The sequence below is a fragment of the Gilvimarinus sp. 1_MG-2023 genome, assembly GCF_030548285.1.
Genome location: NZ_JAUOSC010000839.1, coordinates 1 through 284, shown reverse-complemented (window position 1 = coordinate 284; position 284 = coordinate 1). Strand labels below are relative to the sequence as shown.

General features: G+C 51.1%; 1 protein-coding gene. It reads left to right on the top strand.

Annotated elements, in window-relative coordinates; translation table 11 throughout:
* Positions 1-19: 19 nt before the first annotated feature.
* Positions 20-284, top strand: a 265-nt coding sequence (locus tag Q4563_RS19260) for a cell division FtsA domain-containing protein (RefSeq protein WP_303605658.1), incomplete at its 3' end; no start/stop codon positions are given.

The following is a 284-nucleotide window of genomic DNA, read 5'->3' as shown; positions in this document are numbered from 1 at the left end:
CAACAGGGGTAACCGGGTAATGGCAAATGCACAGGCAGGTCAAATGCTGGTGGGACTGGATATAGGAACGTCCAAGATTGTTGCTATTGTCGGGGAAGTGACATCAGATGGCGGTATTGAAATTGTTGGTCTCGGTAGTCACCCCAGTCGGGGGATGAAAAAAGGCGTAGTGGTTAATATCGAGTCCACTGTGCAGTCAATTCGCCGTGCAGTTGAAGAAGCCGAACTGATGGCGGGCTGTACCATTCATTCGGTGTATGCCGGTATTGCTGGCAGCCATGTAC